This window comes from Frigoribacterium sp. CF331 (assembly GCF_057787905.1).
Window position 1 is genome coordinate 369,079 of the sequence record NZ_CM173545.1, and the last position, 16,493, is coordinate 385,571.

The window sequence follows — 16,493 nt, forward strand, 5'->3', positions numbered from 1 at the left end:
CGGTCGGCCTCGGCACCGCACGGCCCGCCCGTGCCGTCTCAGAGCCGCCGGGCCGCCCGCGCGAACAGACGCAGCGCCTCCCGGGCCCGATCGGCCTCGAGGGTCGCCAGCACGCCGTAGCCGAACGTGTCCTCGCCCGACCGGTGGGCGACGTCCGCCACCTCGCGCAGGGTCAGCACGGTGGCCAGTGCGTCCCCGTGCTCGCCGAGTGCGTCCTGGACGGCCCGGGCCCGGCGTGCCCGACCTCGACCCGACCCGCTGCGGGCACGGTCGACCTCGAGGGCGTGCCGCAGCCGCCGGACCGCCGTGCGCGCGTGCCGCAGGGTCGCCGTCGCGTCGTGCCCGTCCTCGCCCGCACCCGCGCCCGCGCCCGCCACGATCGACCCGCCCGTCGGACGCAGGCCCGTCGACGCGTCGTCCGTGCCCCCGCCCCCCGACGCCGCCGTGGCCTCGAGGGCCGCGCGGACGGCCTTCGACGCGCGCCTCCGCTCCGCTTTCAGCCGGGTCGCCGAGAACCCCGCCGCCGGGTCCGCGGCGTGCGGCCCCGTGGCCGGAGCCGCCACGAGGGCGTCCACGCCGTCCAGCAGGTCGAACCAGGCGGGCGAGTCGAGCATCCGTCGCACGTCGCCCGTGGCCTCGGCGAGTCGCTCGCCGAGCCGGGCCTGGAGCCGGCCGGTGGCCTGCGCGGCCACGAACCCCGACGGAGCCGAGGAGGCGCGCGCCACCACCCGGCCCCTCGTCACCTCGGCGTCCCGTGCGGCCCGCGACACGTGGCCGACGTGGCCCGCGCCCGCGGCGACCGTCGTGGCGAGCCCCGGGTCGAGGACGCCGTCCCAGACCGTCAGCACGGCCCGCAGGCGACGAGCGGTCGTCCGGAGCCGGTGCACCGCGCCGGGATCGTCGTCGCGCACGGCGGCGTCGACCGCGAGCAGCTCGTCGCGCAGCCCCGCCACGGCCGCGGTGACGAACGCCGCGGCCGAGCCCTCCTCCACGGCAGCCGCGGGCACGGCTGCGGCCGAGGGGGTCGCCTCGGCCCCCAGGCCCCGGGCGAGCTTGGACTTCGACGACGAGGCCGCCGCCCCGGCCGCCTCGAGCCGGTCGGCGACCGCGTCGAGCAGCCGCTCGCCCTCGGCGCCGTCGACGCCCGGCGCGAGCTCGACTTCCCACTCCCGCCAGGTGCGGAGCGACGCCGTGTCGGGGTTCGAGGCACGGACGACGTCGTCGGCGAGCTCGGCCAGGGGCCGGTACGCGTCGTCGAGCAGCCGGGTCACCGTGCGGGTCGTCCCGAGCCGCAGCACGGGGTGGACGGGTCGCCCGCGGAGCCGGGCCTCGACCAGTCGCCGCAGGGCGTCCGGCACGGCCTCGTCCGGCTCGCCGAGGGGCCAGTGCACCTCGCGACGCCCGGAGCCGCCGGCCGACGGCGGCAGCTTGAGGTGCCAGCCGGCGTCGTCACCGCCCTCGCGCCTCCTGAGGGTCGTGCGTGCCCCGAGCAACGTGTGGTCGACGGTGTCCCAGTACGTGGCCGCGAGCTCGACCGCGTCGTCGTGCTCGACCGTCGCGACGGCGAGGTCGGGGCCGCCGACCCCGGACAGTTCGGGCACCGTGGCGCCCTCGTCGACGTCGTACTTGCGCTCGATCTCGGTCTGTTCGGTGCGGCGGGGGTCGGCGTGGCTCATGCCCTCCGTTGTAGTCGGGCGAGCCGGTGGGCCGTCACCCGAGCCTCGGCAGCCACCCCGGCGTAGGGTCGTCGCATGAGCGACGTGGCCCCGAGTCTTGCCGGATGGATGGCGCGCCAGCGCTGGTACGCGACGAAGGGACGGACGCCTGCCCTGCGGGTGATCGCCTCGTTCGAGGCCGAGGTGGACGACGCCCTCGCGATGACGCTGCTGATCATCGACGAGGCGGCCGACGTCCCCGTGCTCTACCAGGTGCCGGTCGTGAGTCGTGCGACGCCCCTGCCGGGCGGCGACGCCGCCTTCATCGGCTCGGCCGACGGACGCTACCTCTACGACGGCCCGCACGACCCGGCCTACGCGCGCGAACTGCTGCGCTCGATGTCCGCCGAGGCGCACGTCGTGGGGGCCGACGTCACCGTGGACGGCACCCGCATCGTCGACCCCGGGCAGGTGCGCCGCTCGCGCGTGCTCTCGGGCGAGCAGTCGAACACCTCGATCGTGTACGACGTCGAGGGCGGACCGGTCGACCAGGTCATCGCCAAGGTCTTCCGCGTGCTGCACCACGGCGACAACCCCGACGTCACCACGCAGGCGGCGCTGACCCGCGGCGGGTCGACGCATGTGCCCTCGTCGTTCGGCTCGCTGCGTGCGACCTGGCCCGACGTCGGCCGCGAGGGCGGCACGGCGACCGGCCACCTCGCCTTCTCGCAGGAGTTCCTGCCCGGTCTCGAGGACGCCTGGGTCGTGGCCCTGGGCGCCGCGGCCGCCGGCACCGACTTCACGGCCGAGGCCCACGCCCTGGGCGTCGCGGTCGCCGAGGTGCACGCGACGCTCGCCACCGACCTCGGCACGGTCCCCGCGGGTGACGACGAGATCGCCGGCGCCCTGACGAGCATGCGCCGCCGCATCACGACCGCCGCCCGCGAGGTGCCCCGGATCGCCGAGCACGCCGACGCGATCGGCGCCGTCTACGACGCGGCCGAGCACCTGCACTGGCCCGACCTGCAGCGCATCCACGGCGACCTGCACCTCGGTCAGGCCCTGCTGTCGCCCGAGCGCGGCTGGATGCTCATCGACTTCGAGGGCGAGCCCCTGCGGCCCATGCCCGAGCGCTCACGCCCCGACCTGCCGATCCGCGACATCGCGGGCATGCTCCGGTCGTTCGACTACGTCGCCGGGTCGCTCGCGCAAGAGGCCGCGCCCGTCGACGCGGGGGCCTGGGCCCACGACGCCCGCCGGGCGTTCGTCGACGGCTACGTCGAGTCGTCCGGCGTCGACGTCCGGGCCGCCCGGGCCCTGCTCGACGCGTTCGAGATCGACAAGGCCGTCTACGAGGCCATCTACGAGAGCCGCAACCGACCCGACTGGATCGACATCCCGCTCGCGGCGGTGGCACGGCTCGCGGCCCGCAGCGCACCCGCGGCAGGCAGCGCGCCGTCCGTCGGCGGCACGACCGCTGCCGGCTGAGCCGCGCCGAGGCCGACGCGAGGCGTCCCCGAGGTCGTGCCCGCGCCTCCTGCGCCCTCGACGGACGAGGGCACGGGAGGCGCGGCGGCACGGTCAGGGACGCGGCACGTTCCGCAGGTTGGTGCGCGCCATCGCCACGGCCTCGCCCGCCCCGCCGTTCATGACGATCTTCGACATGGCGAGCGAGAAGCCCTTGACCTGGGCGCCCGTGATCGTCGGCGGCAACGAGAGCGCCTTGGGGTCGGTCGCGATGTCGACGAGCGCCGGGCCGTCGTGCTCGAAGGCCGCCTCGTAGGCCGCACGGAGGTCGCGGGGGTCGTCGACGTGGACCGCGTGGATGCCGATGGCCCGGGCGACGGCCGCGTAGTCCGTGTACGGCACGTCGACGCCGAAGTCGGGGAACCCGTCGACGAGCATCTCGAGCTTGACGAGCCCGAGCGTCGAGTTGTTGAAGACGACGATCTTGACCGGCAGCTGGTACATCTGCGCCGTGACGAGCTCGCCCATCAGCATCGAGAGACCGCCGTCGCCCGAGATCGAGACGACCTGCCGGTCGGGGAAGGCCATCTGGGCGCCCAGGGCGTGGGGCAGCGCGTTGGCCATCGAGCCGTGCAGGTACGACCCGAAGATGCGGCGACGCGGGGTCGGCGTGACGTAGCGGGCGGCCCAGACGTTGCCCATGCCCGTGTCGGCGGTGAAGATCGCGTTGTCGGCGGCGACCTCGTCGAGCAGCGAGGCCGCGAACTCGGGGTGGATCGGCCGCATCTTCTCGACGTTCTTCGTGTACGCCCCGACCGCACCGGTCATGAGCTTCTCGTGCTTCTTGAGCGTCTTGTCGAGGAACCTCCGGTTCTTCTTGCGGGTCACGAGCGGCATGAGCGCACGGATGGTCGGGGCGATCGCGCCGTGCACGGGCACCTGCACGTCGGCGCGACGGCCGATCACGGCGGCGTCGACGTCGACCTGCGCGATGGTCACCTTCGAGGCGTCGGGCAGGAACTGCGGGTAGGGGAAGTCGGTGCCGAGCAGCACCAGCAGGTCGGCGTCGTGGATGCCGGCGTGCGCGGCGCCGTAGCCGAGCAGGCCGGTCATGCCGACGTCGAACGGGTTGTCGTACTGGATGACGTCCTTGCCCCGCAGGCTGTGCCCGATCGGGGCGCCGACGAGGTCGGCCAGCGCGATGATCTCGTCGTGCGAGCCGCGCCCGCCCTCGCCGACGAAGAACGCGACGGTGTCGGCCCGGTTGATCGCGTCGGCCAGGGCCTGGACGTCGTGCCGGTCGGGCACGAGCTCGGGCGGCCGGACGGCCACGTACGCGGGCACCTTGCCGCCGGCGTCGAGCTCGGCGATGTCGCCGGGAAGCGTGACGACGCTGACGCCCTCGCCGGCCAGCGTGTGCCGGATCGCGCTCGCGACGACCATCGGCGACTGCTCGGCCGTCGAGATCATCTCGCTGTAGCCCGAGCACTCGACGAACAGCCGGTCGGGGTGGGTCTCTTGGAAGTAGTCCGAGCCGATCATCGCGCTCGGGATGTGGCTGGCGATCGCCAGCACCTTGGCCCGACTGCGGTTCGCGTCGTACAGGCCGTTGATCAGGTGCAGGTTGCCCGGGCCGCACGACCCGGCGCAGACGGCGAGCTCGCCGCTCATCTGGGCGTCGCCCGAGGCCATGAACGCCGCGGCCTCCTCGTTGCGGACGTGGATCCAGTCGATCCCGCCCTTCGCCGAGCCGCCCGTGCGACGGACCGCGTCGACGATCGGGTTGAGGCTGTCGCCGACGATGCCGTAGATGCGCCGGACCCCGGCGGTGACGAGCTGGGCGATGATCTGGTCGGCGACCGTGTCTGCCATGGTGTTCCCTTCGTGGAGCGTGCTGGAGCGCCTCCCAGCCAACTCCCCCGGCGCTCACCGCCGACCGGGCTTAACCTGGACGCATGAGCGACATCGCGAGCACGTACGTCCCCGAGGCCGGCACCATCACCATGTTCAGCACGTCGTGGTGCGGTTACTGCGCCCGACTCAAGCAGCAGCTCGGCAAGCAGGGCATCGGCTTCACCGAGATCAACATCGAAGAGGTGCCCGGCACGGCCGAGATCGTGCAGAGCGTCAACGACGGCAACCAGACCGTGCCGACGATCATCTACCCCGACGGCTCGACGGCCACGAACCCGTCGCTCGCCGACGTGCAGGCGAAGCTCGGCGCCTGACCGCCGACGTGGGCTCGACCGACGTGGGCTCAGCGGTCCCCGCCGCCGGGTCGGCCCTGCGGCCGTCACGCCTCCTCGTGCTGGGCGGCACGGCCTGGCTCGGCGGCGAGATCGTCGCCGCGGCCCTCTCGAGGGGCCACGAGGTCGTCTGTCTCGCCCGCGGGTCGTCCGGCACGGTCCCCGAGGGTGCGCGCTTGGTGCGGGCCGACCGGAGCACCACCGGGGCCTACGACCCCGTGGTCGAGGGCGGACAGCGCTGGGACGCCGTCGTCGACCTCGGTCGCGACGCGTCGCACGTCCGCGACGCCGCGACGGTGCTCGAGCCCGTCAGCGCCTCCTTCGTCTTCGTCTCGAGCGTCAGCGTCTACGCCGACACCGCCACCACCGGGGCGGACGAGCCCGCGGCGCTGGTCGACGCCGACGAGTCGGACTACGGCGGGTCCAAGGTCGCCGGTGAGCGGGCCGTCGTCGACGCGTTCGGTTCCGACCGGTCGCTGATCGTCCGGGCCGGCCTCCTCGGCGGGCCGGGCGACCACACCGGTCGGACGGGCTGGTGGCCCCTGCGCTTCGCCCGGGCCGCCGCGTCGAGCGAGGCTGACCCGGTGCTCGTACCGGACGTCCCGGGTCTCGACGTGCAGCCCGTGGACGTGCGCGACCTCGCCGCCTGGATCGTCCTGGCCGTCGAACGCGGCCTCTCGGGGACCGTCGACGCGGTGGGCGAACGACGGTCGCTGGCCGACCACCTCGCCACGGCCCGCCGGGTCGCCGGTCACACCGGCGAGGTGGTCACCGTCGACGAGGCCTGGCTCGACGCCCACGGCGTGAACCCCTGGGCAGGACCGCGGTCGCTGCCGCTCTGGGTGCCGGTCGCGACGCACGCGGGCTTCGGAGCCCGGTCAGGAGGCGCGGGTCGCGCCGCTGGGCTCGTGCCGCGCCCGCTCGACGAGACGCTCCGTGACGTCCTCGCGTGGGAACTCTCGCGCCCCGGCCCGGCCGGCCCCCACGGCGCGGGGCTCGAGCCTGCCGACGAACGCGACCTCGTCGCCGCCGCCCGCCGCCGCCGCCGCTGAGGACGCGCGCGGCACCCGCGCGCCGCACCCCGCCCGCCGCACCCCGCACGCCCCCGCTGCACCCCGCACCCCGCACTGCACCGCGTTTCGTGCAACCCACCCCATCTAGTCGCGGTGCGATGCACGAAACACGGCGCGATGCCGGCAGGCAGCCCCGTCCGGCCCGGCCCGGCCCGGCCAGAAGGCCCCACATCTCGGCGCCGCGTTCCGTGCAGCACACCGCGTCTAGTCGCGGTGCGATGCACGAAACGCGGTGCGATCCCGGCAGGCGGCCCGGATCAGCTCTGAGCGGGCGGGGCGAAGAACTCGATCTGGTTGCCGTCGGGGTCCTTGATCATCAGCGCGTGGCCGAAGTCGACGTCCTGCAGGTCGGACTCGATGCCGACCGACGTCGCGTGCTGCTGCCAGGCGACGACGCCGTCGCGGTCGCTGACGGCGAGGCCGATGTGGTCGAGCCCGGGCACGGTCGGGTCGAAGGCCGCCGACGAACCGTCGGTGTAGGCGGTCACCCCGAGGATCTGCCCGTTGCCGACCGAGAAGATGCGGCGGTCGAGGCCGTCGAGCTCGATGCGGCCGACCGGGCCGGCGCCGAGCAGCTTCTCGTAGAAGGCGAGGCTCGCGTCGAGGTCGGAGACGGTGATGGCGACGTGGGCGTAGCCGGAGAGTTCGGGCATGGGGTGCTCCTTCGGTGGTCGGGCGTTCTCCGACCACCGAACTCGCGCCTCCTGGGAGGGGCCTCTCGTCCCCCGCCCGGCCGTCCCCCGGATGCGTCCACAGGGCGGCGCGACTCGATGACGGAGTCCTCGATCGCCCGGGACGATCGACGCGTGACCACCGACGAACGAGACCTCCGTTCCCTCCTCATCCGATCACGGTTCGACGATCCGGCCGAACGCCGTGCCCCCCCACGCGGCGAACTCGTGCGAGTCGCGCCGGGACGCTACGTCGAGTCGACGACCTGGCGCGGGCTGCGTCGAGAGGAGCGCCACGCCCTCCGGACGGTGGCCGCAGTCGGACGGATGCGTCACGAGGTCGTCGTGTCCCACACCTCGGCCGCCGCGGTGTGGGGCATGCCCGTGCTCGGCCCACCGCTGGCCCGCGTCTCGACGACCGACCCGGCGCGCGCGCGGACACACACCGGCGCACACGTGACGAGGCATGCGGCACGATTGCCCGCCGAGCAGATCACCCGTCATCGCGGTCTCGTCGTGACCACGCCGGCCCGCACCGCCGTGGACGTCGCCCTGACCGGCACGCGGAGCCAGGCCGTGGCCGTCCTCGACCACTGCCTGCGACGTCGACTGTGCACACTGGCCGAGTACCAGGCGTGCCTGCTGGGACGCGATCGTGTCCGGGGGTCGACCCGCGCCTCCTGGGTCGCCGAGTTCGCCAGCCCGCTGGCGGGCTCCGCCGGCGAATCCGTCTACCGGGTCGCCCTCGACGGTCTCGGGTTCCCGGCACCCCGTCTGCAGGAACGGCACGTCGACGACGAAGGGCTCATCGGCTTCACCGATTTCGGGTGGGAGGCGTACGGCGTGTACGACGAGTTCGACGGATTCGTGAAGTACCTCGATCGCGAGATGCGGCACGGGCTGACGGCGGACGAGATCGTGGTCCTCGAGAAGGTCCGTGAAGACCGGCTGAGGGCTCTGCCCTACGTGAAGCGGGTGACGCGCACCATCTGGCGCGATCTCGCGCGTCCGCAGCGGATCGTCACGCGGCTCGAGCGAGCGGGCGTCCCACGCGTCCACACCGCGAATCGTGCACGGCACCGTGACTAGTCGCGGTGCCGTGCACGAAACGCGGTGCGTTGTGGGTCGGTGGTGCGTGGCGGGGCGGCGTGGTGCAGCCGGGTCAGGCTTCGAGCGCCTCGGTGAGCAGGGCGACCAGGGCCGAGAGCTGCACGTCCACCGAGTCGACGACCTCGGAGTCGTCGCCGTCGAGGGCACGCGCGGCGAGGCCGGCCTTGCTGTCGATCAGCTCGGCGATCTTGGTGTCGATCGTCTGCGCCGCGATGACCCGCCACGCCGTGACGGGTTCGGCCTGGCCGATGCGGTGCACGCGGTCGATGGCCTGCGTCTGTTCGGCGTCGGTCCACGACAGCTCGGCCAGCACGACGTTCGAGGCGACCTGCAGGTTGAGGCCCACGCCGGCGGCGGTCAGCGAGCACACGACGACCTCGACCTCGGGGTCGTTCACGAACGCGTCGATCTGACGTTGGCGGACGGCCGGGGTCTGGTCGCCACGGATCGACGAGTACTTGATGCCGCGCTTGGCGAAGGTGGACTCGGCGACGTCCATGACGTCGATGTGCTTGGCGAAGAACACGACCTTGCCGACGTTGCGGGCGAGCTGCGCCGTGTAGTCGGCGGCGAGTCCGGCCTTGGCCTGACCGATGCGGCGCACCATGCTGAAGACGTTCTCGCCGGTGCTCGACGCGCTGGCGTCCTCGAGCTCCCACTTCGCGACCTGACGGACGAGGTCGTGGTCGATGCCCTCGACGCGGACCCCCGAGGTGCGGGTGGTGAGGGCGGTGCGGTACTTCTGCACCATGCGGCGGGCGAGCTCGCGCTCGGCGTCGCGGATCGACCGCCCCACCTCGTCGTCGAGCTCGACCGGCAGGTCGGCGATGCGTCGGGCGGGGATGTCGGAGGCGACGTCGACCTTCTTCCGGCGGACGATGCCGAGGTCGATGACGATCTCACGCGCCGACGAGAAGAAGCCGGGGTCGGCCGGCGTCAGGCCGACCTCCTCCAGGCGCTCCATCAGCTCGGCGGCCGGCTTCTTGTCACCGATCCAGCCCAGGAACTCCCAGATGGCGCGGAAGTCCTCGATGTCGTTGATCAGCGGCGTGCCGGTGAGCGCCATGAGCAGCGGGTGCGCGGTGCGAGAGCGGATGCGCTGGGCCAGCTGCAGCACGTGGCGCGACCGCTGGCTCTCTTTGTTCTTGATGAAGTGGGCCTCGTCGACGATCATGCCCTTGAAGCCGAGATCGCCGAGCCAGCCGACGTGGCGGTCGAGGACCTCGTAGTTGACGATGACGACGTCGGCGAACGCGTCGAGCTTCTCGCCGTCGCCGTGGATCACGGTCGCCGACCGCGTCGGCGTCCACAGCTGGACCTCGCGGGCCCAGTTCGTCTTGACGACGTTCGGCACGACGACGAGCAGCGGATACGCGGAGGCTGCCTGCGCGGCCAGCAGCGCCTGGGCGGTCTTGCCGAGGCCGGGCTCGTCGGCGAGCAGGTACGTGCGGTGGCCCTGACGGGCGGACTCGACCAGTTGGGCCTGGTGGTGCATCAGGGTGGCCCCGGCCGGGGCGTCGACCGTGGTCGGCTCGGGCAGCGGCATGCAGGCCGAACCGCCGCCCGCGCCGTACTCGAACGACTTGAAGAGGGGGCCGAAGAGCTCCCAGTTGGCCAGCCGACGCGGGTGCGCCTCGCGGGCGACCTCGGCGAGCGCGAAGTCGGGCGGCAGGAACGGGTTCGCGAGCTGGCGCGAGATGACGGACTGAGGCACGACCTGGCGCTCGGAGACCGGGGCCACGGGGGCGGCCTCGGTGACGATGATCTGCTGCTCGGGCTCGAGCTCGAGGCCGGCGGACATCTGCATGTCGCGCTTGAGCGTCTTCGCGGCCTCGCTGACCGTCGCCGCCTCACCCAGCAGGGTGATGAGCGAGGTGTCGCGGGCCGCCGTCTTGGCGAGGATCTGGGCGACGCCGTCGAGGCGCTTCATCTGCTCGGCGCGCTCGGACTCGCTGATGGCCTTGTCGCCCCGGACCCGGGTGCGCTCCTCGCGCATGAGCAGGGCGATCACCTGGAACTTCGTGCGGCTCGAGGGCTTCACCTGGCCGCGCTGGGCCGCGGCCTCGACCTCGCGCACCGCGCGGGCCAGGACGGGGATGAGCCCGTCGTTGTCGACCTCGCGGCGACGGTTCGGACGCTGGGCGGTGCGGGTGCCACCCGATTGACGCTGGCCTGGTCGAGCCAAGGCTCCTCCTCGTGGTCGACGCGAGGCGTCGACGGTGCTGTGCCGCCGTGTCGGCGGCGGGTGCTGCGCAGGACGCCGAGAGGCTCGGCGACCCGGGACGGACGGCGACCGAGACGGTCGCGCCGGGTGCGTGCGGGGCGGGGTGCCGCGCGGTGTACAGCTGTACCTGCCTCGCGACGGGCGGCCTTCGTGGCGGGCAGTCCGACGACGGCGTGCCCCGAAGCCCCGTCACGCCGAGGTGTCGACTCGCACCGGAGGAGGCGCGGACCGGAGAACACCCGGGCGGTGAAGCTGGGGACAGTTTACGCGTACCTCACGCCGGTACGCCACCAGCGCCTCCCGGTGTTTCGCGGGTCGAGACGTCGGCCACGCCGCGGCGGGTCAGCCGCGGCGGCGCAGACCGTGCTTCGCGGGCCCCTCGAGCACGGTGCCGTCGGCCGCGAAGCGCGAGCCGTGCAGCGGGCAGTCCCACGACCGTTCCGCGTCGTTCCACGTGACGATGCCGACGAGGTGGGGGCAGACGGCCGACACGGTGCAGACCTCGCCGTCGACGGTCGAACGGGCCACGGGGGCGAAACCTCCGGACCGGCCGACCTCGCCCTGCCCCTCGGCGGGCGCCACCGAGACGAGACGGCGCGTCATGGCCCCGGCCCACCCCTTGGCCGCCCACCAGGCGTCGGCCGCGTTGATGCCGATGCCGGACGCGATCGCGATCGGCGTCGTGACGCGCCGGTGCAGCGTGGTCATCCAGGGCTGCGGGTCGCCGAGGACGTCCGACACGAGCGTCATCGCCGCCTGCACGGCGTTGGTCAGGCCCCAGTGCTCGTAGCCGGTCGCCAGGTAGATGCGGCCGCGGCCGCGGGGCAGCCAGCCCACGAACGGCACGTGGTGCGGCGTGCCGTAGTCCTGGCCGCTCCACGAGTGCGTGAGGCGCGCGCCGGGCCAGTGCCGCGTGCTCCAGTCGACGAGGTCGTCGACCAGGGCCGTGGTCGAGGAGGCGCGACCCACCGCGTGCCGGTTGCCCCCGGTCACGAGGCGGTCACCCACCGCCGAGAACGACCGGGCGGGGCCGTCGACGGCCTGGTACATGCCGTCCGGCAGGTCGTCGGCGCCGTCGAAGGCCAGGCCGTACGAGCGTTCACTGCGCAGCTTCGCGAAGTACAGGCCGCGGTCGAGCACCGGGCTGCCGGTCGTGACGTGCACCCGGCGGCCACGGACGTCCGGCCCGTCGCTGTGGGTCACCGTCGGGTCCGACGCGTCCACGCCCGTGACCCGCACGCCCTCGACGACGATGCCGCCGAGCGCGCGGACGTCGGCCACGAGGGCGGCGACGGCCTGCATCGGGTCGAACTGCGCCTGGTCGGGCAGCCGCAGGCCGCCCGTCGTGCCGAACGGCAGGTCGAGCCCGAACTCCTTGACGACGGGCAGGCCGGCCCGGCGGGCCACGAGGTACTCGTCGTCGACCGTGGCGATGCCGCCCCGGGTCGTCGAGTAGCTGAACGCGTCGCGTCGCTCGACCTCGACCCCGGCCTCGTCGAGGTAGTCGACCATCCAGTCGAACCCGGCCCGGTTGCCCGCGACGTAGGCGTCGACGACGGCCTGGTACGTGTTCGTGCGGATGCGTTGGAGCTGCTTGCCCTGCAGCAACGACATCGACGCCGTGCCGCTGCCGCTCGCGACGCTGCCCACCGAGCGCGCCTCCAGGACGGCGACGCGGTGGCCGCGCCGGGCGAACAGCAGGGCGGTGACCAGGCCGGTCAGGCCGCCCCCGACGATGACGTCGTCGTAGACGGTCTCGGGGTCGACCGTGTCGGTCGTGACGTCGGGCGCGGCGTCGAGCCAGGGTGACGGCATGGGGGCCTCCGGGTGCGCGGGTGGGTGCTGCGCGCCACGGTAGGCCGGTCGGCCGCCGCGCGCCGGGTGAGGGCGCGCCGGGAGAGGGCGCGGCGCGGGGGTCAGGCCGGGCGGGCGAGGGTGCCGGCGGCGGCGCCGATCAGCTGGACGGCCTTGCGGCGGCCCGTGTCCGTGCCGAGCGTGGCCTGACCGCCCGCGTGGGCGAGCAGCTGCGACGCGACGCCGGGCGCGAGGCGGTCGGCCAGGCCGGGCATGCGCTCGACCCAGGTGCGCGTCACGTCGTCGGCGAGGCGTTCGCAGGCCCGGGCTTCGGCCTCGTCGCCGTTGCCCCGGTGCCACTGCCCGGTCACGACCAGGTGCGCGACCAGGGCCGCCGCGTCGCGGGCCGGGTGCCCGAGCCCCGCCGTGTCGACGTCGAGCAGCCCGGTCACGCGCCACGGCTCGGACGGGTGCACGAAGAGCTGCTCGAGGTGCAGGTCGCCGTGGATGACGTTCAGGGCGTCCGAGGCCGAGGAGGCGCGGCGACGGTCGATCTCGTCGTAGAGGCCGTCGATCTCGGGCGCCCGGTCGGGCAGCGCGGCCCGCAGCGTCGCGCGGTGCCAGGCCCCGTGGTCGAGCGCGTCGGACTGGGCCCGCCCGGTCACCTCGACCCGGGCGATGCGCGTGCCGAGGTCGACCATCTGTTCGACGAACCGGGAGTCGTCGGCGAGCTCGACGACGCGCTGACCGGCCGGCACGCCGGGGACGCGCTCGAGCACGAGCAGGCCGTCGGCCCGCGAGGCGAGCACGGCGGGCACCGGCAGCCCCTGGGCCCGGAAGGCCTCGTGCAGGGCGACGATCGGCCCCACGCGGTCGGGCCGGACGACCTTGAGGAACACCGTCGTCTCGGCCGCGTCGAGCCGGATCACCGCGCGCTTGCCGGGCCGGTACGCCGCCACGCTCAGCCGGGGTTCGCCGACGACGACGCCGAGGGCCGCCAGGGAGTCGACCACGCGGTCGGGGTAGGTGGCCCCGGCGAGCGCCGGCAGCATCGGGTCGGCCGGGTACGCCCAGACGGCGAGCGGCTGCCCGGTGCCGGGGTCGCGGGTGAGGACCGACGAGCCGTCGACGGCGCGCGCGTCGGTGTCGATGAAGGTGAGCACGGTCGAGGTCGCACCCGACGGGTCGACCGTGTCGACCTCGTAGCCGTAGAGGAAGCCGGCGCCCGAGGGCTCGACCGAGTGGGGTCGGAAGGCGACGACGGTCAGCCCCGTGCCCGCGAACGCGGCGGGGAGCACCTCGGCGGAGTTGGGCCACACGGGGACGCAGTCAACCAGCACCCGGCGTGATCGGCGGGGAGGCGCGGGCGGGGTGACCGATTCGTGACCTGGGGCGGGGCGTCCCGCACGCCGCGCCTCCCCGTCTACCCTGGGTGTCGTGAAGATCGTCTCGCGCATCCGGCAGACGAAGCGCACGCCCCTGTTGCAGGTGGTGAAGACCAGCGTCGCCGTGATGGCGGCCTGGTTCGCCTCGGTGGCCCTGTTGCAGCAGCCGTTGCCGATCTTCGCGGCGATCGCCGCGCTGCTGGTGGTGCTGCCGAGCGTCAACCAGTCGTTCGTCCGCGGCCTGGAACGCAGCGTCGGCGTGATCGCCGGCGTCCTCATCGCCTACGCCGCCGGCCAGGTGTTCGGCGACGCGACCTGGATCGTGCTCGCGATCGTCGTGGTGAGCCTGCTCGTGGCGTGGGCGTTCCGGCTGACGCCGAGCTCGGCGAACCAGGTGCCGATCTCGGCCATGCTCGTGCTGGCCATCGGTGCGCAGACCCCCGACTACGCCCTCGACCGGGTGCTCGAGACCGTCATCGGCGCCGCGATCGCCCTCGCGATCAACGCCCTCGTCGTCCCTCCGGTGGCCCTGGCCCCCGCCCACCTCGCAGTGGGGCGCCTCGCCCGCGACATCGCGTCGGTGCTCGACGAGACCGCCGCCGTCCTCGACGAACCGGTCGAGCAGGCACGCCTGGCGACGGGCCTGACGAGGGCGCGCGAGCTGCGGGTCGCCCAGGCCCGGGCGGTCGACGCGATCACGGCCGGCGAGGAGAGCCTGCAGCTCAACCCCCGGGCCAGCCGCAACCGCAGCGTGCTCGAGGCCGACGCGGCCCTGCTCGGCCGACTGACGGTGCTCGTCAACCGCGTGGTCGGCATGGTCCGGTCGGTGCACGACAACTACGACGCCGGGCTGGCCGACGACCCCGTGGTGCAGCGCATCGCCGAAGACCTGCGGCGGGCGGCCCACGACGTGCGCCTGCTGGCGCGGACGACCGAGGAGGCGCATCCGGCCGGGCGCGCCTCCTCGGCCACCGACGCCCCCGGTGGGCACGCCGGCGCGGGCGTCGTCGACGGTCCGGCCCTGACCTCGCCGGTCAGCGTGCTGCGTCCCGACCCGGACAACTGGGTGCTGGTCGGCTCCCTGCTCGAAGACCTGAGACGCGTGCGCGAAGAGATCATCGGGTAGCATCCGACGATGCGACGGGGCCGGGCGACAGGGGTGGTCGCACCGACCGTCGACGGCTACGCCCCGTTCGACCTCGTCACCGAACCGGCCCTCCTCGGGCTCGCCCGTGAGACGGTCGAGACCGCCCACGGCCGGACGATCGTGCACCACGCCGCGTCGGCGACCGACCCGTCCGCGCGACGCCGGGCCACCGTGATGCTGCACGGGGCGGCCGGGTCGTGGACCACGTGGACTCCCCTGCTCCAGGCCGCCCGCGAGGTCGACGCCCTCGTCTCGCGGCCCGTGCTGATCGACCTGCCCGGCTGGGGGGACTCACCCGAGCCCGACCCCGGCCTCGACGTCGAGTCCGCCGCCGCCGTCGTGGTCGAGGTCGCCGAGGCGCTCGGGGTCACCGAGTTCGACCTGGTGGGCCACTCGATGGGTGCGTTCATCGCCCTGCACCTCGCCGCGACCCGCCCCGACCTCGTCCTGAGCGTCTCGGTCGTGTCGGCCACCTCGTTCTCGGCGATCGACGCCGTCTCGCACCCGGTGCGCGGTCTCGTCGCGTTGCCGGCCTTCACCCTGCTGCGGGCGGGTTTCGGACTGTTGCCCCGCGCCTCCGTGACGCTGCTGCGCGGGGCCGCCCGCATCGGTCTGCTGCGCGCGCTCTCCGCGCCGGTGTTCCGCCACGTCGAGCGCGTCCCCCGATCGGTGCTCGAGGCGTTCGTCGCCGAGTTGCGACCCCGGGGATTCCTCGCCGCGTCACGCTCGGGACGCGACTACGACGCGACGCGCTGGCGCGGCATCGACTGCGACGTGTCGGCCGTGGGCGGGACCGGCGACGTGTTCGCACGCCCCTCAGACCTCGACCTCCTCTCGACGGTGGTGCGCCACGCCCGCACGACGCTGCTCGACGACTGCGGCCACTTCGCCCACGTCGAGCGGCCCCACGAGACCCTGCGGGCGTTGGGCTGGGTCGAGGGCTAGCGGCCGCCGTCGCCACGCGGTCGGGACCCCGCCCCGCCCTCGACCTCGCGGACGATCATCGCGACGCACCGCGGGTGGCCGAGCGGCCGGAAGTGCCCGTCGACCGGGAACTCGAGGTTGACCGCCCCGGGCAGCACGCTGCCCTCGGTGACGTGGGCGTCGAAGGGCGACGCCATCGTCGTGATCGTGCGGTTCGCGTCGCGCTGCCCGGCGAGCCTGAGCAGGTCGGCGTCGCGCGGCGAGAAGACCCGGAGCGCCTTGTTCGGCAGGACCGTCGACCACCGCGTGCCCGAGAAGGGGCTGTTCACGGCGACCATCCGGGCGATGCGGCCCTCGCGGTCGGTCGAGACCATCATCGTCTTGCCGACCAGACCACCCTTGCTGTGCGCGAGGACGACGACGTCGCGCAGGTCGTGCGCGTCGAGGATGCGCTGGGCGACCTCGGCCGTGGCGGCGATCGGCCGACGGTTGTGGCCCATGCCCGGCACGACGACCACCGGGTGGCCCAGGTCGTTCAGACGGTCGGCCACCGGGCGCAGGAACCGCCAGGTCTCGTAGACGCCCGGCAGCAGCAGCACCGGCTCACGGTCACCGTCGCGGTAGCGCCGCGGGACGACCCGACCGGACCGGGTCACGAGGTGGACCCACCAGACGTAGCGGTAGTCGAACACGAGCGTCCGGACGAACCGCCAGAGGCCGACCCGGCGCCTGCCGCGCCCACGCGACGGTGTGGAACCCATCCCGTCAGGCTAGGCGGACCGGGTCGACGGCGACCG

The 16,493-nt window shown here is 73.9% G+C and carries 13 protein-coding genes; 6 read left to right on the forward strand and 7 right to left on the reverse strand.

The annotated features are described in order from the left end of the window. Positions 1-38: 38 nt before the first annotated feature. Complete coding sequence (locus AC3CCI_RS01710) at positions 39-1,676, reverse strand: CYTH and CHAD domain-containing protein (protein WP_488627913.1); 1,638 nt, start codon at positions 1,674-1,676, stop codon at positions 39-41. Between the two features lie 75 nt (positions 1,677-1,751). Here AC3CCI_RS01710 and AC3CCI_RS01715 point away from each other — a divergent pair, with 75 nt between their 5' ends. Continuing rightward, positions 1,752-3,143, forward strand: coding sequence for a maltokinase N-terminal cap-like domain-containing protein (locus tag AC3CCI_RS01715; RefSeq protein ID WP_488627914.1), 1,392 nt, complete (start codon positions 1,752-1,754; stop codon positions 3,141-3,143). 93 nt (positions 3,144-3,236) lie between these two features. Here the strand turns inward: AC3CCI_RS01715 and AC3CCI_RS01720 are convergent, their stop codons facing one another. After that, entirely contained in the window at positions 3,237-4,994 is a 1,758-nt protein-coding gene (locus AC3CCI_RS01720; RefSeq protein WP_488627915.1) for a pyruvate dehydrogenase, read from the reverse strand. A gap of 83 nt (positions 4,995-5,077) precedes the next feature. On the opposite strand from AC3CCI_RS01720, the gene AC3CCI_RS01725 reads away from it, so the two are divergent. Together AC3CCI_RS01725 and AC3CCI_RS01730 are read left to right on the forward strand one after the other, a co-directional pair. Then, positions 5,078-5,350, forward strand: coding sequence for a mycoredoxin (locus AC3CCI_RS01725; RefSeq protein ID WP_354593341.1), 273 nt, complete (start codon positions 5,078-5,080; stop codon positions 5,348-5,350). A gap of 23 nt (positions 5,351-5,373) precedes the next feature. Beyond that, positions 5,374-6,420, forward strand: a complete 1,047-nt coding sequence (locus AC3CCI_RS01730) for an NAD-dependent epimerase/dehydratase family protein (protein WP_488627916.1) — start codon at positions 5,374-5,376, stop codon at positions 6,418-6,420. A gap of 278 nt (positions 6,421-6,698) precedes the next feature. Here the strand turns inward: AC3CCI_RS01730 and AC3CCI_RS01735 are convergent, their stop codons facing one another. After that, positions 6,699-7,094, reverse strand: a complete 396-nt coding sequence (locus AC3CCI_RS01735) for a VOC family protein (RefSeq protein ID WP_056262725.1) — start codon at positions 7,092-7,094, stop codon at positions 6,699-6,701. Positions 7,095-7,247: 153 nt separating this feature from the next. Between AC3CCI_RS01735 and AC3CCI_RS01740 the strand changes: the two genes are divergently transcribed. Then, the gene (locus AC3CCI_RS01740; RefSeq protein ID WP_488627917.1) at positions 7,248-8,201 is read left to right on the forward strand and encodes a type IV toxin-antitoxin system AbiEi family antitoxin; all 954 of its coding nucleotides are present in this window, start codon (positions 7,248-7,250) and stop codon (positions 8,199-8,201) included. A gap of 73 nt (positions 8,202-8,274) precedes the next feature. Here the strand turns inward: AC3CCI_RS01740 and AC3CCI_RS01745 are convergent, their stop codons facing one another. From AC3CCI_RS01745 to AC3CCI_RS01755, 3 genes are all read right to left on the reverse strand, one after another. Then, positions 8,275-10,407 (reverse strand): DEAD/DEAH box helicase, encoded by a 2,133-nt coding sequence (locus AC3CCI_RS01745; RefSeq protein ID WP_488627918.1) that lies wholly within the window; start codon positions 10,405-10,407, stop codon positions 8,275-8,277. A 381-nt stretch (positions 10,408-10,788) separates the two neighbouring features. Beyond that, a complete protein-coding gene (locus AC3CCI_RS01750; RefSeq protein ID WP_354593345.1) occupies positions 10,789-12,261 on the reverse strand; it encodes an FAD-dependent oxidoreductase in 1,473 nt (490 codons plus the stop codon). A gap of 101 nt (positions 12,262-12,362) precedes the next feature. Continuing rightward, positions 12,363-13,559: a phosphotransferase family protein gene (locus tag AC3CCI_RS01755; RefSeq protein ID WP_354593346.1), complete on the reverse strand. Its 1,197-nt coding sequence runs from the start codon at positions 13,557-13,559 to the stop codon at positions 12,363-12,365. A 118-nt stretch (positions 13,560-13,677) separates the two neighbouring features. Here AC3CCI_RS01755 and AC3CCI_RS01760 point away from each other — a divergent pair, with 118 nt between their 5' ends. Together AC3CCI_RS01760 and AC3CCI_RS01765 are read left to right on the forward strand one after the other, a co-directional pair. Then, on the forward strand, positions 13,678-14,751 hold the full coding sequence (locus AC3CCI_RS01760) for an FUSC family protein (RefSeq protein ID WP_488627919.1): 1,074 nt from the start codon (positions 13,678-13,680) through the stop codon (positions 14,749-14,751). A gap of 33 nt (positions 14,752-14,784) precedes the next feature. Continuing rightward, positions 14,785-15,717 carry an alpha/beta fold hydrolase gene (locus tag AC3CCI_RS01765; RefSeq protein ID WP_488627920.1) on the forward strand — a complete coding sequence of 311 codons (933 nt, stop codon included), beginning with the start codon at positions 14,785-14,787 and terminating at the stop codon, positions 15,715-15,717. Here AC3CCI_RS01765 and AC3CCI_RS01770 read toward each other — a convergent pair. Continuing rightward, entirely contained in the window at positions 15,714-16,457 is a 744-nt protein-coding gene (locus tag AC3CCI_RS01770; RefSeq protein ID WP_488627921.1) for an esterase/lipase family protein, read from the reverse strand. The two genes, AC3CCI_RS01765 and AC3CCI_RS01770, sit on opposite strands and share 4 nt — an antisense overlap. Positions 16,458-16,493 lie beyond the last annotated feature (36 nt).

Coding starts and splice junctions, on each gene's coding strand:
- AC3CCI_RS01710 (WP_488627913.1), bottom strand. CDS start 1,676: ATGAGCCACGCCGACCCCCGCCGCACCGAACAGACCGAGATCGAGCGC.
- AC3CCI_RS01725 (WP_354593341.1), top strand. CDS start 5,078: ATGAGCGACATCGCGAGCACGTACGTCCCCGAGGCCGGCACCATCACC.
- AC3CCI_RS01735 (WP_056262725.1), bottom strand. CDS start 7,094: ATGCCCGAACTCTCCGGCTACGCCCACGTCGCCATCACCGTCTCCGAC.
- AC3CCI_RS01715 (WP_488627914.1), top strand. CDS start 1,752: ATGAGCGACGTGGCCCCGAGTCTTGCCGGATGGATGGCGCGCCAGCGC.
- AC3CCI_RS01750 (WP_354593345.1), bottom strand. CDS start 12,261: ATGCCGTCACCCTGGCTCGACGCCGCGCCCGACGTCACGACCGACACG.
- AC3CCI_RS01770 (WP_488627921.1), bottom strand. CDS start 16,457: ATGGGTTCCACACCGTCGCGTGGGCGCGGCAGGCGCCGGGTCGGCCTC.
- AC3CCI_RS01720 (WP_488627915.1), bottom strand. CDS start 4,994: ATGGCAGACACGGTCGCCGACCAGATCATCGCCCAGCTCGTCACCGCC.